Origin of the sequence: Sphingomonas trueperi (genome assembly GCF_011927635.1) — a bacterium.
Taxonomy (GTDB): domain Bacteria; phylum Pseudomonadota; class Alphaproteobacteria; order Sphingomonadales; family Sphingomonadaceae; genus Sphingomonas; species Sphingomonas trueperi.
In genome coordinates, this window is the sequence record NZ_JAATJB010000001.1 from 296,906 (window position 1) to 315,314 (window position 18,409).

The following is an 18,409-nucleotide window of genomic DNA, read 5'->3' on the forward strand; positions in this document are numbered from 1 at the left end:
CGGAGACTTCCATGCGTTTCGCCCTCGCGCTTCTTCCCATCCTGGCGCTCGCCGCCTGCAACGGCGGTGACAAGGCCGCCGGCGGCAACGGCAGCGCGCCGGTCCAGGCCGCGGCGCCCGTCGCGGGCGTCCCCGCCCCCGCCGGCAAGCAATGGGCCGATGTAGTCGAGAAGACCAAGGACAACGGCTTCCGCCAGGGCAACCCCAACGCGCCGATCAAGCTGGTCGAATATGGCTCGCGCATGTGCCCGTTCTGCGCGCAGTTCGGCACGACCGGCGTCGGCCCCTTGCGCGAAAAGTACATCGCGACCGGCAAGGTCAGCTATGAATATCGCGACTTCCTGATCCACGGCGCCCCCGACCTCGCACTCGCGCTGCTGAACCAGTGCGTGCCCACCGACGCCTTCTTCCCGATGCTGGACCAGATCTATGCCGGCACGGACGCGTTCAACCAGAAGATCATGGCGCTCCAGCAGACCAACCCGCAGGTGCTCGACCAGATTCAGCAGATGCCGCCGCCCCAGGCCGCGGCCGGCTTCGCCCAGGCGCTGGGCATGGTCGACTATATGAAGCAGCGCGGCCTGCCCGAGGCCCAGGCCAAGGCGTGCCTCGCCGACCAGAAGCAGATCGAGACGATCGCCAAGGTCAATGCCGATGGCGCCAACGTCTACGGCGTCAACTCGACCCCGACCTTCTTCATCAACGGCCAGAAGACCGACGTGAACACCTGGGCCGATCTGGAGCCGCTGCTCCAGAAGGCCGGCGCACGCTGATCGACGACACCCCATGCAGATAAAGCGGCTGCGGCTGACGGGCTTCAAGAGCTTCGTCGACCCGGCCGATCTGCGGATCGAACCGGGGCTGACGGGAATCGTCGGCCCCAATGGCTGCGGCAAGTCCAACCTGCTCGAAGCGCTGCGCTGGGTGATGGGCGAAACCAGCGCCAAGTCGATGCGCGGCGCCGGCATGGAAGACGTGATCTTCGCCGGCACCGCGACTCGTCCCCAGCGCGACTTCGCCGAAGTGGCGGTGGTCGCGGACCTCGACGACCAGCAGGACGAGCTGGAGATCATCCGCCGCATCGAGCGCGGCGCCGGCTCCGCCTATCGCATCAACGGCCGCGACGTGCGCGCCAAGGACGTGGCGCTCGCCTTCGCAGACGCCGCGACCGGGGCGCATTCGCCCGCGCTGGTCAGCCAGGGGCGGATCGGCGCGATCATCGCCGCCAAGCCGGGCGAGCGCCGCGCGATGCTGGAGGAAGCCGCCGGGATCGCCGGTCTCCATGTCCGCCGCCGCGACGCCGAGCAAAAGCTGCGCGCGACCGAGACCAACCTCACCCGGCTCGACGAACTGATCGGCGAGCAGGAGCAGCGCGCCGCCGCGCTCAAGCGCCAGGCGCGGCAGGCCGAGCGCTATCGCGAGCTTTCCGACCGCATCCGGGTCGCCGAGGCACGGATGATCTTCGCCCGCTGGCGCGACGCGGCGCTGGCCGCCGATATCGCGCGCAAGGAGGCCGCCGAGGCCGAGTCGCTGGTCGCCGAGCGCACCGCCGCGCAGGCCGAGGCGGAGGCCGCGCAGATGGCGGCGGCCGAGGCGGTCGGCACGCTCCGCGCCGAGTCGCTGCGGTTGCGCGATGCCGCCAGCGACGCCCAGCACCGGCTGCAGACACTGCGCAGCGCCCGCCACGGCGTCGAGCGGCGGATCGCCGAGCTGGCCGAGGCGAGCCGTCGTCTGGAGGCCGACCGTGCGCGCGAAGCCTCCCTCGCGCGCGACGCCGCAGAGGCAATCGCGCGGCTGACCGACGAACAGGCGACGCTGGAGGCACGGATCGCCGAGACCGCCGCGCGCGTGCCCCTGCTCGACACAGCACTGGCCGATACCGAACGCGCCGCGCGCGATGCCGACGTCGCGCTGTCGCAGGCGCTGGCGCAGCAGGCCAGCGAAGCCGCCGAGGTGCGCGTCGCCGATGCCGCGCTGTCCGCTGCGCGTGGGCGGGTGGAACGCAGCCAGCGCGACCAGGCGCGGATCGAGGCCGAGGCCCGCGCGCTCGGCGATGCCGCACCGCTCCATGCCGAGCGCCAACGCGCTAGCGAAGCGCGTGCGGAGGCGCAGCGCCAGGCCGAAGCCGCCCGCGACGCGCTCACCCGCGCCGATGCCGAGGAGCGCGCCGCGATCGAGGCCCGCAACGGCGCCCAGGCCGCGCGCGCGGCGGCGCATGCCGAGCTCGCCCAGATCGACAGCGAGGCAACGGCGCTCGCCAAGGCGACCAGGCCCTCGGGCAAGGACCGGCTGCTCGACCGGGTAACCGTCGCCGCGGGCTATGAGCGCGCGCTCGCCGCCGCGCTGGGGGACGATCTCGAAGCGGGGCTCGATGCGAGCGCCGAGCGGCATTGGGGCGGGGCCGATACGCTGCCGACCGACCCCGCGCCGCCGCCCGGCACGACTCGGCTGGCACAGCACGTCACCGCGCCGCCCGAACTCGCCCGGCGGCTGGCGCAGGTGCTGGTGTGCGAGGCGGATGACGGTGCGCCGCTCGCGGTCGGCCAGCGGCTGGTGACGCTGCAGGGCGTGCTGCGCCGCTGGGACGGCTATCGCGCGCGCTCGGGCGGCGCGGCGGCGGCGGAGCGACTGGAGCGGGTCAACCGGCTCGCCGCGCTGGAACGGGCCCGCCCCGCGGCGCAGGCGGCGCTGGAAGCCGCCGCGGCGGAACTCAGCCGGATCGAGGCGAGCATCGCCGAAGCGCGCCGCAGCGCCGCCGAGAACCGCAAGCGGCTCGATCAGGCCGATCTCGCCGCGCGCGAGGCGACCCGTGCCGAGGATCGCGTCGCCAACCAGCTTGAACGGCTGGAGGCGCAGCGCGCCGATCTCGATACCCGCCGCGCCCGCATCGCCGCCGAGGCGGAGGAAGCCGCCGCCGAGTTCGCCCGCGCCGAGGCGGCCAAGGCCGCGCTGCCCGACGGGGCAGAAACCCGCGCCAAGGTCGCGGCACTGTCCCGCGAAGCCGACCATGCCCGCGCCGCCGTGGCCAGCGCCCGTGCCGAACGCGCCAGCCTCGACCGCGACCTCGCCCAGGCCCGCGAGCGGCTCGCCGCCGCCGGGGCCGAGGCCAGGAGCTGGTCGGCCCGCGCCGCCGATGCCACCCGCCGCTCCGCCGAGATGGACGAGCGCGCCGCCACGCTGGCGCAGGAGCGCGAGGCGATCGCCGCCCGTCCCGCCCAGATCGCCGCCCAGCTCGCCGATGCCGAGGCCGCCGACACCTGGATGCAGCAGGAATCCGCTGCTGCCCAGGTCGCCGAGCGCGAGGCCGACGCCCGGCTGCGCGCCAGCGAGGCGGCACTGCGCGCGGCAAGCGAGTCGCTCTCCGAAGCCCGCGAGCGCCGTGCCGGCGCCGCCGCACGCGCCGAGAACCAGGACGTGCGCCGGGTGGAGATGGGGCGCCTCTCGGGCGAACGGTTCGAATGCCCGCCGCCCTTGCTCCCTGCGCGGCTCAACTTCGACGCCGACAGCGTGCGAAGCCCGCAAGACGAATCCGCCGCGCTGGAAAAGCTCACCACCGATCGCGAGCGGCTAGGACCCGTCAACCTCGTCGCCGAGACCGAGCTGGCCGAGATAGAAGCCGCGTTCGGCACCAATGCCAAGGAGCGCGACGAGCTGCTCCAGGCGGTCAACCGGCTGCGCGGCTCGATCGGCACGCTCAACCGCGAGGGGCGGCAGCGGCTGCTCGCTGCGTTCGAGGCGGTCGACCAGCATTTCCGGCGGCTGTTCACCACGCTGTTCAACGGCGGCCAGGCGCATCTCGCGCTGATCGATTCGGACGACCCGCTGGAGGCCGGGCTGGAAATCCTGGCCCAGCCGCCGGGCAAGAAACTGCAGTCGCTTACCCTGCTCTCGGGCGGCGAGCAGGCGCTGACCGCGGTCGCGCTGATCTTCGCGCTGTTCCTCACCAAGCCGTCGCCGATCTGCGTCCTCGACGAAGTCGACGCGCCGCTCGACGACGCCAATGTGGATCGGTTTTGCGATCTGCTGGAGGCAATGACCCGCGAAACCGCGACCCGCTACCTGATCGTCACCCACAATGCCGCGACGATGGCGCGGATGCACCGGCTGTTCGGGGTGACGATGGTCGAGCGCGGGGTCAGCCGGCTGGTGTCAGTGGATCTGGGCGGCGCGACGAGTTTGCTGGCGGCGGAGTAGCGGAGCCCCCCCACGGGAGGCCGACCCTGTTCAAACAGATTCGCGGATGGCGGAGTTTGGTGGAAAGCGGACCTACAGCTTATCGCTTAGCTCAGAAACAAGCCGCCTGCTGCGAGAAGCATCAGTCCAACTACCGGTAGCGCCAGTATCAAAACCAGACCCCAGCCCATCGTCAAGCTTGCAACGCTCGCGACTGTTCGCCTGCTACCTGCCTGGCGGAACCAAATGAAGACACACAGAAGTGGGGGCAGAATTAGTAGAACGTAGAATATGGCGTCGACAGCCCCCCTGATCGGTGGAAAGCGGAACTGCTCCTCATCCTGAGCGGTCATCGCGGCGAGCAGTAGCACTGGCACGGCGTAAAAGATCCAGAGTGTAGCGAGAGCAGCAAAGAGGCGATTAGGCATTTTGAGATTTGCTTCGACAGGGGCAACTGCGCCTGAATGCGCCGCTGGCGGAGCGTCCGCAATGAGGATCGAGCGAAGAGAGAAAGAATGTCTTAAACTGGGGCGACAGCGGACCTAGCGCAAGCCGCCTATCCTAGTGCCTGGTCTGAAAACTCGGCTCGCCCTGCAGCGCGGCGGCGACCAGCAGGCTTTCCTCCAGCTTCACCCGGTTGCGCAGGCGCGGCAGCATTGCGCGGCTGGCGTCGGCGAAGCCCTTGCGGTCGGCGGCGATCTGTTCGGGGGTCCAGAACTGGAGATAGTCCTGCCAGTTGGCCTTGAGCCGCTCGAAATCCTCGCGGACCTGGTCGACCTTGGTGCGCGAGATGCCCGGCTGGGCGGACATGGCCAGCGTGTAGATGGTGGTGTCTTCACGGGCGAGATGCTCCGCGACGCAGTTGAGCAGATGATCGAGCGCGGTGGAAAGCTCGACGGGGGTCGCGTCGCTTTCGAGAAGACCCGACAGGCGCCGTGCGAGAATGTCGATCATCTCGTGATCGTGCCGTAATTCGGCGATCGTCGTCGTTGCCATCATCGGTCGGCCCTCACCCTTTAGCGTCGTCTGCTCCGTTCGATCCCCCGGCGACTGCATAGCGCGATTTTTCGCAAAGTGGAATGCGGGAATGGGTTAATGAAAAAGGGGCCCGGCAGTGCCGGAGCCCCCTTCATTTCTTGTGCGAAACGCCGGTGATCAGTCGCGATCGCCGGTCAGGAACGCGGGCAGGCCGATATCGCCGCCGTCGTCCTTGCCGCCTTCGCTGCGCTCGCCGCGCGGCTTGTCGCCACGGTCGCGGCGGGGGCCACGCTCGCCACCGCGCTCGCCGCCACGGCCGCCCTCGCGACGGCGGTCGCCGCCGCGGTCACCGCGGTCACCACGGTCGCCACGGTCGCCGCGCGGCTCGCGCGGTTCGCGGGCCGGACGCGAGTCTTCCAGCTCGGCACCGGTCTCCTGGTCGACGACGCGCATCGACAGGCGCACCTTGCCGCGCGGATCGATCTCGAGGACCTTGACCTTGACTTCCTGGCCTTCGCTCAGGACGTCCGAGACCTTCTCGACGCGCTCGTTCTTGATCTCCGAGACGTGGACGAGGCCGTCCTTGCCGCCCATGAAGTTCACGAACGCGCCGAAATCGACGAGGTTGACGACCTTGCCGGTGTAGATCTTGCCGACTTCAGCTTCCTCGACGAGGCCCTTGATCCACTTGATCGCGGCTTCGATCTGCGCCGGATCCGACGAGCTGACCTTGATAACGCCCTCGTCGTCGATGTCGACCTTGGCGCCGGTGGTGGCGACGATCTCGCGGATCACCTTGCCGCCGGTGCCGATCACTTCGCGGATCTTCGACTTGTCGATCGTGAAGGTCTCGATGCGCGGGGCGTGCGCCGAGAGCTCGGCACGGACTTCGCCCAGCGCCTTGTTCATCTCGCCCAGGATGTGCGCGCGGCCGGCCTTCGCCTGGTTGAGCGCCGCCTCGAAGATCTCCTTGGTGATGCCGGCGATCTTGATGTCCATCTGCATCGTGGTGATGCCCTCGGACGTGCCGGCGACCTTAAAGTCCATGTCGCCCAGGTGATCCTCATCGCCCAGGATGTCGGACAGGATCGCATACTCCTTGCCCTCGAGGATCAGGCCCATGGCGATGCCCGAGACCGGACGCTTGATCGGCACGCCGGCGTCCATCATCGCGAGGCTGCCGCCGCACACCGACGCCATCGACGACGAGCCGTTCGACTCGGTGATGTCGCTGGTCAGGCGGATCGTGTAGGGGAAGTCTTCCTTCGACGGCAGCACCGGGTGCAGCGCGCGCCATGCCAGCTTGCCATGGCCGACTTCACGACGGCCCGGCGCGCCGAAGCGGCCCACTTCGCCGACCGAATAGGGCGGGAAGTTATAGTGCAGCATGAAGCTCTGGTAGCTGAGGCCGTTCAGGCCATCGATCATCTGCTCGGCGTCCTTGGTGCCGAGGGTGCAGGTGGCGATGGTCTGGGTCTCGCCGCGCGTGAACAGCGCCGAACCGTGCGCACGCGGCAGGAAGTGCGTCTCCGCCTCGATCGGGCGGATCTGCGTGGTGGTGCGGCCGTCGATGCGCTTGCCCTCCTTGAGGATGGCGGTGCGGACGATCTCGGCTTCCAGCTTCTTGGTCAGCTTGATGCCGGCCATCACCTGCTGCGGGTCGAGGCCGTCCTCAACGAACTGCGCCTTGGCCTTGGCACGCGCCTCGTTGAGCGCGTTCGAGCGGGCCGACTTGTCGGTCAGCTTGTAGGCGGCGGCGATGTCCTTGCCGATCAGCTTCTTGATCTTGTCCTTGAGCTTCGCATTGTCGTTAGACGACGCGATTTCCCACGGATCCTTGGCGGCCTGCTCGGCGAGCTTGATGATCGCCTTGACGATTTCGCGGCAGGCATCGTGCGCGAACAGCACGGCACCGAGCATGACCTCTTCCGAAAGCTCCTTGGCCTCGGATTCGACCATCATCACCGCGTCATAGGTGGCGGCGACGACGAGATCGAGCTCGCCCTCGGCAACCTGCGCGTCAGTCGGGTTGAGGATGTACTCGCCGTTGACGTAGCCGACGCGGGCGGCGCCGATCGGGCCCATGAAGGGTACGCCCGACAGGGTGAGCGCGGCCGAGGCGGCGATCATCGAGAGGATGTCGGGCTCGTTCTCGCCGTCATAGCTCAGCACCTGAGCGATGGCGTTGATCTCGTTGTAGAAGCCTTCCGGGAACAGCGGGCGGATCGGGCGGTCGATGAGGCGGGAGACGAGCGTCTCCTTCTCGGTGGCGCCGCGCTCGCGCTTGAAGAAGCCACCCGGAATGCGACCGGCGGCCGAGAATTTTTCCTGGTAGTGGACGGTCAGCGGGAAGAAGTCCTGGCCTTCCTTCACCGACTTGGCGGCGGTGACCGCGCACAGCACCACGGTTTCGCCGAGGGTCGCGATCACCGCGCCGTCGGCCTGGCGGGCAACCTTGCCCGTTTCGAGAGTCAGCGTCTTGCCGCCCCACTCGATCGATACAGTCTTCTTGTCGAACATGTCGTTTCCTTCACTCCCCGGTGCCAATCACGCGGGGGGCCTATGCGTGAGCCGTATGTGGCTCGTGGGACCGACCGTATTGCCGGATCCCCCGTTCGTCCCCGGCGCCATTCGCCCGGGACCGCCGGTGCGTTATCGCACCGGAATGACAAAAAGGCGACCCGAAGGTCGCCTTTCCGTGTTACTTGCGAAGACCGAGCTTCGCGATGAGATCTGCGTAGCGCGCCTGGTCCTTCTTCTTCAGATAGTCCAGCAGGCTGCGGCGCTTGTTGACCAGCATCAGCAGACCGCGGCGCGAGTGGTTGTCCTTCGCGTGGGTCTTGAAGTGCTCGGTGAGGTTGGCGATGCGCTCCGAGAGGATCGCGACCTGCACTTCGGGGCTGCCGGTGTCACCCTCGTTGCGAGCGTGTTCCTTGACGAGCGCTTCCTTGCGCTCCTGCGTGATCGACATGGCGTTTCCTTCGACATCTAAGGCTACAGGTTGAAGCCGCGTACGACCCGGATGCTTCCGGTTTCCGCCTCTACCAGCGCGACAGGGGTGTCCCCGAGCAACGCGAAATACAGGCCATCGTCTTTGGCAATCCCGACCAAGACCCGCCCCTGGCGGAGCAGCCCTGCCTGATCGGGGGTGAGGGGTAGAGCCGGGATGTCGTCCAGCCCCGCCCTCAGCGGCAGGCAAATGTCTTCAAGGCGCCGCTCCTTAGCGGCATCCGCCAAAGAGTCCAGCGAAATCGCCTGATCCAGGGTGAAGGGCCCCGCCTTGATCCTACGGAGATAGGTGACGTGGCCGACGGTGCCAAGGGCATGCGCGATGTCGCGGGCGAGGCTGCGGATGTACGTGCCCTTGGAGACATGGGCGCGGAGGGTGATTTCTTCCAGACCCTCCCCGAGCTCCGCTCGGGGAGGGGGACCGCCGCGCAGCGACCGTGGAGGGGCCGCCGCGGCACGCGGCGGTTGCCCGCCGAGCCCCTCCACCATCGGCTGCGCCGATGGTCCCCCTCCCCCAGCAAGCTGGGGGAGGATTTCGAGAGCAAAGATCGTCACCGCCCGGCTCTTGAGCACAACCGTCTCGCCGGCACGCGCCAGGTCGTACGCCCGCTCGCCGTCCACCTTGAGCGCCGAATAGGCCGGCGGCACCTGCTCGATCGGCCCGGTGAAGCGCGGCAATACTGCCTCCAGCTCCGCCAGCGTCGGCCGCACCGCGGACTCCGCGATGCCCTTTCCCTCGGCATCGAGCGTATCCGTCTCCACGCCGAACCGGAGCGTGAAGTCATACACCTTATCGCTGTCGAGCATGCGGCCCGCCAGCTTGGTCGCCTCGCCCAGTGCGATCGGCAGTACGCCGCTCGCCAGCGGATCGAGCGTACCGCCATGGCCCACCTTCACCTTGGCATAGCCGCCATCGCGCAGCGCGCGCTTGACCGCGCTCACGCCCTGGGTGGAGCCGAGGCCCAAAGGTTTGTCGAGAAGGATCCAGCCATGCATCGCCGCGCCATAGGTGGGCTTCGCGGCCCGCGCAAATCACGACATAATTGCAACACACCGCAGCAATCCGTTCGGGCGTGGCCCGAAACGCTTGCCCGGGATGACGGTTCCGCTACAGGCGCGCGAAAAATCAGCGACATTGATAAGAATCAATCGCGACACCTCGCTGGAGAGGACGAGCCATCTTTTCACGGGGACTCGACTCAGCCATGACCACTTCCGCCCTTCTCCGCGGCCTGCTGCTCGCCAGCGCCGCGCTCACCACGCCTTCCGCGCTCGCCGCCGCCCACAGCAACGAGACACCCGCACCCGTCCAGGGCGCGCAGCCCGAAGACGCCGCGCCGCAGCAGACCGGCGAGATCGTCGTCACCGCGCAGCGCCGCACCGAAGCCGCCAAGGACGTGCCCGTCGCGGTCACCGCGATCAGCGGCGAGAAGCTCGACGTGCTCAATTCCTCGGGCCTCGACATCCGCTTCCTCTCGGCGCGCACGCCCAGCCTGCAGATCGAAAGCTCGTTCGGCCGCACCTTCCCGCGCTTCTACATCCGCGGCCTCGGCAACACCGATTTCGACCCCAACGCCGCGCAGCCGGTGTCGGTGGTGTACGATAACGTCGCGCTCGAAAACCCGATGCTGAAGGCGTTCCCGGCGTTCGATCTCGCGCGCGTCGAAGTGCTGCGCGGGCCGCAGGGCACGCTGTTCGGCCGCAACACGCCGGCCGGCGTGGTGAAGCTCGAATCGCAGCGTCCGACCGACACGTATGAAGCACAGGGCAGCGTCAGCTGGGCGACCTACAACACGATCAACGCCGATCTCGCGCTCAATGCGCCGCTCGGCAACGGCTTCGCGCTGCGCGTCTCGGGCCTGGTGCAGCACCGCGACAACTGGGTGGTGAACGACAGCACCAGCCTGCTCAGCGTCGCGAACCGCAAGCTCGAAGGCTATACCGATCGCGCCGGCCGCGTGCAGCTCAGCTACACCAGCGGCGACTTCAACGCGCTGATCAACGTTCACGGCCGCGACCTCGAAGGCACGCCGCGCGTGTTCCGCGCCGGCCTGTTCCAGCAGGGCTCGAACGACTTCTCGCCCGGTTTCGACCCCAAGCACGTCAAGCTCGACGGCTACACCAGCCAGTGGCTGGAACAGTGGGGCGGCAGCCTCCAGCTCGACTATCACTTCGAGGGCCTCGGCACGCTTTACTCGGTGACTGCCTATGAGCGTGCCAAGGTGCAGAGCACCGGCGACGTCGACGGCGGCGACAGCTATGGCTTCCCGGCGCTCGGGCTGAACAAGGCGCTGTTCCCGTCGAACACCGGCGGCATCACCAGCCCGAAGGAGTTCAGCCAGGAACTGCGCTTCGCGACCGACCAGTTCGGCGCGTTCCGCGGGCAGGCGGGCGTCTATTATTTCGACCAGAATCTCGACTATAGCGAATATGGCTATGACCTGGGCGGCGGCGCGCAGACCCAGAATATCGGCCACCGCAACATCAACGAGAATCTCGGCGTGTTCGCCTCGGGCGAATTCAAGGCGACCGACGCACTGACGCTGCGCGCCGGCGTGCGCTACTCGCACGATCGCAAGAACGACGTGATCTTCGGCTTCGGCCCGCTGACCGGCGGCCTCACCCTGCCGCTGCAGACCAAGGTGCAGGGCGAGGCGGTGACCTGGGATGCCAGCGCCACCTACGCGCTGACCCCCGATGTCAACGTCTATGCGCGCTTCGCCACGGGCTATCTCGGCCCGGCGATCCAGGACCGCGTGACCTTCGGCTCGGTGCCGACCACCGCGGGCAAGCAGTTCACCAAGTCGGCCGAAGCCGGCGTCAAGGGCGCGCTGCCGGCCAAGGGGCTCAACTATGCGCTGACGGGCTACTGGTTCCGCACCGACGACCTGCAGCTGACTGCGGTGGGCGGCGCGAGCAACGCCAACCAGCTGCTCTCGGCCGATCACGTCAACGGCTATGGCGTCGAGGCGGAGTTCAGCTACCGTCCTGTGCGCGGTCTCGATCTCACCGCCAGCGGCAGCTACAACTTCACCCAGATCCGCGATCCCAAGCTGGTCGTGGCGGCGTGCGGTTCGCTGTGCACGATGACCGATCCGACCTTCACCGTCGGCACCAGCACCTTCGCGCGGATCGACGGCAACCGCCTGCCCCAGGCGCCGCGCTTCGTGCTCAACGCCACCGCCCGCTACGGCGTGCCGCTGGCGAACGGCGGCGAGGTCTATGCCTATACTGACTGGGCGTATCGCAGCGAGATCAACTACTTCCTCTACGAGGCCAAGGAGTTCCGCGGGCGTTCACTGGTCGAGGGCGGGCTGCGCATCGGCTATCGCGCGCCGGAAGGCTATGAGGTGGCGGCGTTCGCCCGCAACATCCTCAACCAGATCCGCGCGCAAAGCGCGATCGACTTCAACAACCTGACCGGCATGATCAACGAGCCGCGCATCATCGGCGGCGAGATCCGGTTCCATTTCTGATCGGAGGCGCGGTGGTTGGCTCCCGGCCGCGCATTCGGTTCCAGGGGCGTCGCGAGGGATCCTCGCGGCGCCCTTTTGCTATGTCAGCCGATCGCGCCGCGTCGCTCGACGAAATGGCGGCGGCAGAGCGCGACATAGCGATCGTTGCCGCCGATCTCGCGCTGCGCGCCCTCGCGCACGGCGCGGCCCTCGGCATCGACGCGCAGGTTCATCGTCGCCTTGCGCCCGCATTCGCAGACCGACTTGATCTCCACGAGCGAGTCAGCGATCGCCAGTAGCGCCGCCGCGCCTTCGAACAGCAGCCCTCGAAAATCGGTGCGCAGGCCGTAGCAGAGCACGGGCACCTCGTCCTCGTCGCACACGGCGGCCAGTTGCCGCACTTGCGCAGCGGAGAGGAACTGGGCTTCATCGACCAGCACGCAGGCGAGCGGCGCCGCGAAATGCGCGTCCTGGACGATGGTGCGGAGGTCCGTCGCGGCTTCGAACGGAATGGCATCGGCGTGGATGCCGAGCCGCGAGTCGATCACGCCATGCCCGCCGCGATCGTGCACGCCGGCGGTTAACAGCAAGGTGCGCATGCCGCGCTCGCGATAGTTGAAATCGGCCTGCAGCAGCGTGGTCGATTTCCCCGCATTCATCGAGGCATAGTAGAAATAGAGCTTGGCCATGGCGGCATCACACCGAAAGTGCCGCCGATGTCCAGTGCGTCGCGGGTGCGGGCGGCCGGATCAGTCCTGCTCGCTGTCGCCCAGGTCGCGTGCCACGTTGGGCGCGCGCAGCAGCTGATCGATATGGCTGCCCTCGTCGAAGCTCTCGTCCGCCAGGAACTTGAGCTTTGCCGCGTACTTCATCTTCACCCGGTGCGCGACTTCGCGCTGGAGGAACGCGGTGTTGGTACGCAGCGCCTTGAGCACCGCTTCCTCGTCCTTGCCGAGCAGCGGTTTCACGAACACCGTCGCATGGCGCAGGTCCGGGGACATCCGAACCTCGGTCACCGAGACCATGTGCTTGGCCAGCACCTCGTCATGCACGTCACCGCGCTGGAGGATCTCGCTGAGGATATGACGCACCTGTTCGCCCACGCGCAGCACGCGGACGGAGCGGGTTTCATCGGTGTCGTTCTGGCGCATCTTGTGATTCTGACCGGTTTTCGCTATCTAAAGAGCACTGCAACTGTGACCGTTGGTACAACGTCACCTCCTGAGCCCGGGTGTTCCAGCGCCCGGGCTCAAAGCATTTTGGGCTCCCGGCGTTCCAGCACCGAGAGCCCGCACTGGGTTACTTGCGGCTTAGCTCAATGAGCTTCGCCACCAATCCGAGCAACGCGACGGTGAACGTCGCGAAACCCAGAACCAGACCTGCAACTGCTTCTATTGGCACATGAACCACCTCCTTTTCGGCCGCAGGTGCAGCCGAAAAGGAAGCGTATCACAGGCAAAGCTGTCGAGGAACAAAAGGTGTCCATCGACGGCCTGCCCGATTACAGCGTACGTTCGCGCAGCTCGACTTCGTAGGTTTCGAGGTAATCGCCGGCCTTGATGTCCACGAAGTTCTGCGTGAACGTCACGCCGCACTCGAGACCTGCGCGTACTTCGGCGACGTCGTCCTTGAACCTACGCAGCGAAGCGATCTCGCCGGTGTAGATGATGACGTCGTTGCGCGTGATGCGTGCCTTGAGCGCCTTGCGGATGAAGCCGTCGACGACCAGCAGACCGGCTGCCTTGCCGTGCTTGCCCGCCGAGAAGACTTCCTTGATCTCGGCACGGCCCACCACGGTCTCGAACGCTTCCGGACCCAGCTCGCCCGCCATGCCGGCGCGGATCTCGTCGGTCAGGTCGTAGATGACGTCGTAGTACTTCAACGCCACCTTGTTCCGCTCGGCGATCTCGCGCGCCTTGGCGTTGGCACGGACGTTGAAGCCGATGATCGGCGCACCGCTGGCCGCTGCCAGCGAAACGTCGCTCTCGGTGATGCCGCCCACGCCCGAGTGCAGGATGCGCACCCGGATGTCGTCGTTGCCCAGCTTGCTCAGCGCACCCACGATCGCCTCGGTCGACCCTTGCGTGTCGGCCTTGACCACTACCGGATACTCGATCGCCTGCTTGTCCTTGAGCGCGGAGAACATGCTCTCCAGGCTCGCCGGTGCCTGCGTCGTGCGCTTCTGGAGCAGCACGCCCTGGCGATATTCCGCAACCTCGCGGGCACGCGCTTCGCTCTCGACCACCTGCATCGGATCGCCGGCCGACGGCACGCCCGAGATGCCGAGCACCTCGACCGGCATCGCCGGGCCCGCTTCCTTGATCTGGCGCCCCTTGTCGTCGATCATCGCACGGACCTTGCCGCTCTCCGCGCCGACGACGAACACGTCGCCCACGCGCAGCGTGCCGCGGTTGACGAGGATCGTCGCGACCGGGCCGCGGCCCTTGTCGAGCTTCGCCTCGATCACGGTGCCCTCGGCCTCGCGATCGGGGTTGGCGCGCAGTTCGAGCAGTTCGGCCTGGAGCTGGATCTTCTCGATCAGCGCGTCGAGGCCGATCTTCTTCAGCGCCGAGACTTCGACGTTCTGGACGTCGCCGCCCATCTCCTCGACGATCACCTCGTGCTCGAGCAGGCGCTCGCGCACCTTTTGCGGGTTGGCGCTGTCGAGGTCGACCTTGTTGATCGCCACGATCATCGGCACGCCGGCCGCCTTGGTGTGATTGATCGCCTCGATCGTCTGCGGCATCAGCCCGTCGTTCGCGGCCACCACCAGCACCACAATGTCGGTGACGTTGGCACCGCGTGCGCGCATCTCCGAGAAGGCTTCGTGGCCCGGCGTGTCGAGGAAGGTGATCTTTGACTTGTCCTTCAGGGTGACCTGATAGGCGCCGATATGCTGGGTGATGCCACCGGCTTCGCCGCGGACCACATCGGTGCCGCGCAGCGCGTCGAGCAGCGAGGTCTTGCCGTGGTCGACGTGCCCCATGATCGTGACGACCGGCGGGCGCGGCTGCAGCTTGTCCTCGGGATCGAGCTCGGTATCGATCTGGAGATCAACGTCGCTCTCGCTGACGCGCTGCACGTTGTGACCGAAATCGGTGACCAGCAGTTCGGCGGTATCCTGGTCGATCGACTGATTGACCGTGACCATCATGCCCATCTTGAACAGGGCCTTCACCAGGTCCGCACCCTTTTCGGCCATGCGGTTGGCGAGTTCCTGCACGGTGATCGCCTCGGGCACCACCACGTCGCGGACCTGCTTGACCTGCGGCTCGCGCGGGCCGCCATAGGAGCGGCGATGCTCCTTCTCACGGGCGCGCTTCAGCGCCGCGAGGCTGCGCGCACGCGCACCATCGTCGCCACCGAGCGCACGCGTAACGGTGAGCTTGCCCGACTGGCGGCGATCGTCGCCCTTGCGGTCGCGCGACGGCTTGGCCGGATCGGCACCCGGGCGGCGCGGCGCGGCGCCGGGACCCGAAGGGGCCGGACGCGCGGCACCGGCGCCAGCGGCGGGACGCTGCTGGTTCTGGTTCTGCTGCGGTGCCTGCTGCGTCTGCTGGGTCGCGGCAGGGGCTGCCTGCTGCGGCTCGGGCTTGGGCTGCGGCTTGGGGATTTCCGGACGCACGACCGGCGTGAAGCGGCGCGGCGCGGGCAGCGACGCATCGAGCTGCAGCGTGATCGGCCCCTGCGGGATCGGACGGCGCGGCGGCTGCGCGGGCGCGGCCGGCTTGGGCGCTGCGGCCTGCGGCTGGGCCGGCTTGGGCGCCGCCGGCTGCTGCGGGGCAGCGGCCGGGGGTGCCGCCGGAGCAGGCGCGGCCGCGGGAGTCGGCTCCGGCGTCGGAGCGGGCGCGGGGGCCGGAGCCTCCGCTACCACGTCCGGCTTCGGTTCCGGGGCGGGCGCAGGAGCCGGCGTCGGCTCGGGTGCGGCGGCTTCGGCCGGGGCGGCTGCCGCCTCGGCCTGGGCACGCGCACGCTCTTCGGCGCGGCGACGTTCCTCTTCCTGCGCCTCGGCACGGAGGCGCTCGTCGCGACGACGCGCTTCCTCCAGCGCCTGCATGCGCTGTTCCTCGGCCTCGCGGAGCAGCTTGGCCTGACGCTCCTGGGGCGAGAGATTGTCCATCGGCTTGCGCGGCGGCTGGACAGCGGCGCGCGGCGCCTGCTGCTGCGGGGCAGCGGGACGGGGAGCCTGAGCAGCCGGAGCCTCGGGCGCAGCGGCAGGGGCCGGCGTCGACTCGTCGATCGGCGCACCCTGCGGGCCGAGAACACGGCGACGCTTGACCTCCACGACCACGGTGTTGGAACGGCCATGGCTGAAGCTCTGCTTCACCTTGCCGGTTTCCACCGTGCGCTTCAGACCCAGCGGTGCGCGCATGCCCAGTTTCGGCTTGTCGTTTTCGGTGTCGCTCATGCGGCTACTCAAGTTCCTCGATAATGTTCGTCGTCAATGGCACGGCGGACGGCAAAGCCGATGCGCCTTGCGATTCGGAATCGCAAGACACGGGATCAGGTTCGGGTCCGATAAAGTGCAGCCAGCGATCGAGCGCTTCGCTCGTCCGTTGCGCCGCCCGGGCGTCGATGAGTCCGGCGTGTACCACATTTTCGCGGCCTAACGCCAAGGACAATATGGTGCGCGAGACCGGCAATGTTAAGCCCTTGAGGGCAGAACCTTCCCGATCCGAGCCAACCCGCCACGCCTGGGCCAGCTTTCGGCTGCCGTCGTCGCGGGCGTCGGATGCGTGGAGCAGCAGATGGAGTCGGCCGCTGCGCGCGGCCTTTTCGATCCGCTCGGCGCCGATCACCACATAGCCAGCCTTCGCCTCCAGCCCCAGCCGGTCGAGCGCGGCGCGCTGCAGCTGGGCGGCGATCCGGTCTTCCAGATCGTCCGGAATGCGAATCTCGCCGGTGCGGAAGCTGCGCGAGAGCGCGCCCTTCAGCCTGCCCTTGTCGCGCGACGCCGCCAGCCCCGCCTTGTCGACGGAGATCCAGGCGCCGCGGCCGGGGGCCTTGGCACGGATGTCGGGCAGCACCTCGCCCTCGGGCGAAAGCACGAGTCGGATCAGCCCTTCCCGCGGCGATTCCTCGCGCGACAGGATGCAGGTGCGTACCGCGTCGGTCATCGTCCCCTCCCGTGGCCGAGAGGGGGGATGTCCAGTGCCAATGTCAGTCGGCGCGTATCATTGTTCGGAGTCCGCAATTGCGTCCTCCTCGCCTGCTTCCGCAGGTTCTTCATCGGCGAACCAATGGGCGCGGGCCGCCATGATGATCTCGTTGCCCTGTTCGTCGCTCAGGCCGTACTCCGCCAGGATGCCGCCCTTGGGCTCCTTGCGGGGGGTGTCGTCGCCGCGGCGACGCGGCTCGGCGCGCTTCTTCTCGACCAACTCGTCGGTCGCCAGGTCGGCGAGGTCGTCGAGCGTCTTGATGCCCGCCTTGCCGAGCGTGACCAGCATCGCTTCGGTGAGGTACGGCATGGTGGTGAGGTCGTCCTCGACACCGAGCGCGCGGCGTGCCTCGCGATTGGCTTCCTCGCGGCGCTCCAGCGCTTCCTGGGCGCGGTTCTGGAGTTCCTGCGCGAGGTCCTCGTCGAAGCCCTCGATCGTGGCCAGTTCCTCGATCTCGACATAGGCGACTTCTTCCAGCGCACCGAAGCCTTCGGCGACCAGCAGCTGGGCCAGCGTCTCGTCGACGTCGAGCTCGTTCTGGAACATCTCCGAACGCTCGACGAATTCCTTCTGGCGCTTCTCGCTCGCATCCGCCTCGGTGAGGATGTCGATCGCCTTGCCGGTCAGCTGCGACGCCAGGCGCACATTCTGGCCGCGACGGCCGATCGCCAGGCTCAGCTGATCGTCGGGGACGACCACTTCGATGCGGTCCTCTTCCTCGTCGATCACGACGCGGCTGACGTTCGCCGGCTGCAGCGCGTTGACGACGAAGGTGGCGGTGTCCGGCGACCAGGGGATGATGTCGATCTTCTCGCCCTGCATCTCCTGCACGACGGCCTGCACGCGGCTGCCCTTCATGCCGACGCAGGCGCCGACCGGATCGATCGAGCCGTCATGGCTGATCACGCCGATCTTGGCGCGGCTGCCCGGGTCGCGGGCGGCGGCCTTGATCTCGATGATGCCGTCGTAGATTTCAGGCACTTCCTGCGCGAACAGCTTCTTCATGAACTCGGGGTGCGCCCGGCTCAGGAAGATCTGCGGCCCGCGATTCTCGCGGCGGACGTTGAGCACCACCGAGCGGACGCGATCGCCGACGCGCACCACTTCGCGCGGGATCTGCTGGTCGCGGCGGATCACGCCTTCGGCGCGGCCCAGGTCGACGACGACATGGCCGAACTCGACGCGCTTCACCACACCGGTGATGATCTCGTTCACCCGGTCCTTGAACTCGTCATACTGGCGCTCGCGCTCGGCGTCGCGAACCTTCTGGAAGATGATCTGCTTCGAGGCCTGCGCCTGGATGCGGCCGAACTCGATCGGGGGCAGCGGATCGACGATGAAGTCGCCGACCTTCGCGCCCTTCTGGAGCTTCTCGGCACCCTTGAGGTCGACCTGCTTGAAATAATCGTCGACCTGCTCGACCACTTCGACGACGCGCCACAGGCGCAGATCGCCCGAAACCGGATCGAGCTTCGCGCGAATGTCGTTCTCGACGCCGTAGCGGTTCTTCGCGGCGCGCTGGATCGCGTCTTCCATCGCCTCGATGACGATGGCCTTGTCGATCAGCTTTTCCTTCGCGACCGAATCGGCGATCGCGAGCAGCTCGGCCTTGTTGGCAGAAATGGCGGTGGCCAT

Annotated in this window: 12 protein-coding genes; 3 read left to right on the top strand and 9 right to left on the bottom strand. The window is 67.8% G+C overall.

Annotated elements, in window-relative coordinates; genetic code table 11:
* The first annotated feature begins 11 nt into the window (after positions 1–11).
* Positions 12–773, top strand: coding sequence for a thioredoxin domain-containing protein (locus tag GGR89_RS01355; RefSeq protein ID WP_167712697.1), 762 nt, complete (start codon positions 12–14; stop codon positions 771–773).
* Positions 774–786: 13 nt separating this feature from the next.
* Entirely contained in the window at positions 787–4,194 is a 3,408-nt protein-coding gene (gene smc / locus GGR89_RS01360) for a chromosome segregation protein SMC (protein WP_125975022.1), read from the top strand.
* 540 nt (positions 4,195–4,734) lie between these two features.
* Here smc and GGR89_RS01365 read toward each other — a convergent pair.
* The 4 genes from GGR89_RS01365 to truB form a co-directional block, all read right to left on the bottom strand.
* Entirely contained in the window at positions 4,735–5,172 is a 438-nt protein-coding gene (locus GGR89_RS01365) for a hemerythrin domain-containing protein (protein ID WP_125975020.1), read from the bottom strand.
* A gap of 156 nt (positions 5,173–5,328) precedes the next feature.
* A complete protein-coding gene (pnp, locus tag GGR89_RS01370) occupies positions 5,329–7,671 on the bottom strand; it encodes a polyribonucleotide nucleotidyltransferase (RefSeq protein WP_125975018.1) in 2,343 nt (780 codons plus the stop codon).
* Positions 7,672–7,852: 181 nt separating this feature from the next.
* On the bottom strand, positions 7,853–8,122 hold the full coding sequence (gene rpsO, locus GGR89_RS01375; protein ID WP_010544825.1) for a 30S ribosomal protein S15: 270 nt from the start codon (positions 8,120–8,122) through the stop codon (positions 7,853–7,855).
* A gap of 23 nt (positions 8,123–8,145) precedes the next feature.
* Positions 8,146–9,156, bottom strand: coding sequence for a tRNA pseudouridine(55) synthase TruB (gene truB, locus GGR89_RS01380; protein ID WP_125975016.1), 1,011 nt, complete (start codon positions 9,154–9,156; stop codon positions 8,146–8,148).
* A gap of 209 nt (positions 9,157–9,365) precedes the next feature.
* On the opposite strand from truB, the gene GGR89_RS01385 reads away from it, so the two are divergent.
* Positions 9,366–11,636, top strand: coding sequence for a TonB-dependent receptor (locus tag GGR89_RS01385; protein ID WP_125975014.1), 2,271 nt, complete (start codon positions 9,366–9,368; stop codon positions 11,634–11,636).
* A gap of 83 nt (positions 11,637–11,719) precedes the next feature.
* On the opposite strand, the gene GGR89_RS01390 is transcribed toward GGR89_RS01385, so the two are convergent.
* The 5 genes from GGR89_RS01390 to nusA all read right to left on the bottom strand — a co-directional run bounded on the left by GGR89_RS01390 (position 11,720) and on the right by nusA (position 18,409).
* Entirely contained in the window at positions 11,720–12,304 is a 585-nt protein-coding gene (locus tag GGR89_RS01390) for a thymidine kinase (protein WP_125975012.1), read from the bottom strand.
* Positions 12,305–12,364: 60 nt separating this feature from the next.
* Positions 12,365–12,766, bottom strand: a complete 402-nt coding sequence (rbfA, locus tag GGR89_RS01395) for a 30S ribosome-binding factor RbfA (RefSeq protein WP_125975010.1) — start codon at positions 12,764–12,766, stop codon at positions 12,365–12,367.
* Positions 12,767–13,116: 350 nt separating this feature from the next.
* On the bottom strand, positions 13,117–16,023 hold the full coding sequence (infB, locus tag GGR89_RS01400; RefSeq protein WP_125975008.1) for a translation initiation factor IF-2: 2,907 nt from the start codon (positions 16,021–16,023) through the stop codon (positions 13,117–13,119).
* A 4-nt stretch (positions 16,024–16,027) separates the two neighbouring features.
* A complete protein-coding gene (locus tag GGR89_RS01405; protein WP_125975006.1) occupies positions 16,028–16,732 on the bottom strand; it encodes a DUF448 domain-containing protein in 705 nt (234 codons plus the stop codon).
* A 57-nt stretch (positions 16,733–16,789) separates the two neighbouring features.
* Positions 16,790–18,409, bottom strand: a complete 1,620-nt coding sequence (gene nusA, locus GGR89_RS01410; protein WP_125975004.1) for a transcription termination factor NusA — start codon at positions 18,407–18,409, stop codon at positions 16,790–16,792.